The following is an 808-nucleotide window of genomic DNA, read 5'->3' as shown; positions in this document are numbered from 1 at the left end:
GACGCGCCGGGTGCGGCCGAGCTGGTGGCGGAGCTGGGTGTCGAGGTGTCCGTCGTCGCCTGTGACGCGTCCGACCGTGAGGCGCTGCGCGCTGTGCTGGCCGAGCACGCCGATTCGCTGACCGCCGTGGTGCACACCGCCGGCGTCCTGGACGACGGGGTCCTCGACTCCCTCACCGCGGACCGTCTCGAGACCGTCCTGCGGGCCAAGGCCACGTCGGCGCTCAACCTGCACGAGCTGACGGTCGAGCTGGGTGTCGAGCTGGACGCGTTCGTCCTCTTCTCGTCGATGAGCGGCACGATCGGCGCAGCCGGTCAGGGCAATTACGCGGCGGCGAATGCCTTCCTGGACGCGCTGGCGGAGCAGCGGCGGGCGGACGGTCTGGCGGCGACGTCCATCGCGTGGGGTCCGTGGGCCGAGGGTGGCATGGCGGCCGACGAGGCGATGGCCGCCCGCATGCGCCGTGGCGGGGTTCCGCCGATGCGGGCAGATCTCGCCATGGTGGCGATGCACCGGGCAGCCGGATCTGCGGAGGCTGCCCTTCTGATCGCCGACTTCGACTGGGAGCGTTTCGTTCCCGGGTTCTCGTCCGCGCGTCCCAGCAGGCTCCTTGCCGACCTTTCCGAGGTGGCCGCGGCTGCCGACACGGGACACGCGAACGAGTCCGACGATTCCGCTGGTTCGTCGTTTGCTGTGCGGTTGCGGGGGATGGCGGAGGGGGATCGTGCGCTGTTTGTCGTGGAGTTGGTGCGGGGGCTGGTCGCCGAGGTTCTGGGGCATGGGGGTGGGGGTGATGTCGAGGCGGGTC

General features: G+C 71.2%; 1 protein-coding gene. It reads left to right on the top strand.

The window, feature by feature from the left end:
- A partial coding sequence (locus ACP4IX_RS36305) for a beta-ketoacyl reductase (protein ID WP_426558930.1) occupies positions 1-808 on the top strand: 808 nt, incomplete at both ends.

It is taken from the genome of Streptomyces sp. WG5 (assembly GCF_049974565.1).
In the GTDB taxonomy this organism is placed as follows: domain Bacteria; phylum Actinomycetota; class Actinomycetes; order Streptomycetales; family Streptomycetaceae; genus Streptomyces.
The sequence above is the reverse complement of the archived record's forward strand: the minus strand, read 5'-3'. Positions and strand labels throughout refer to the sequence as shown.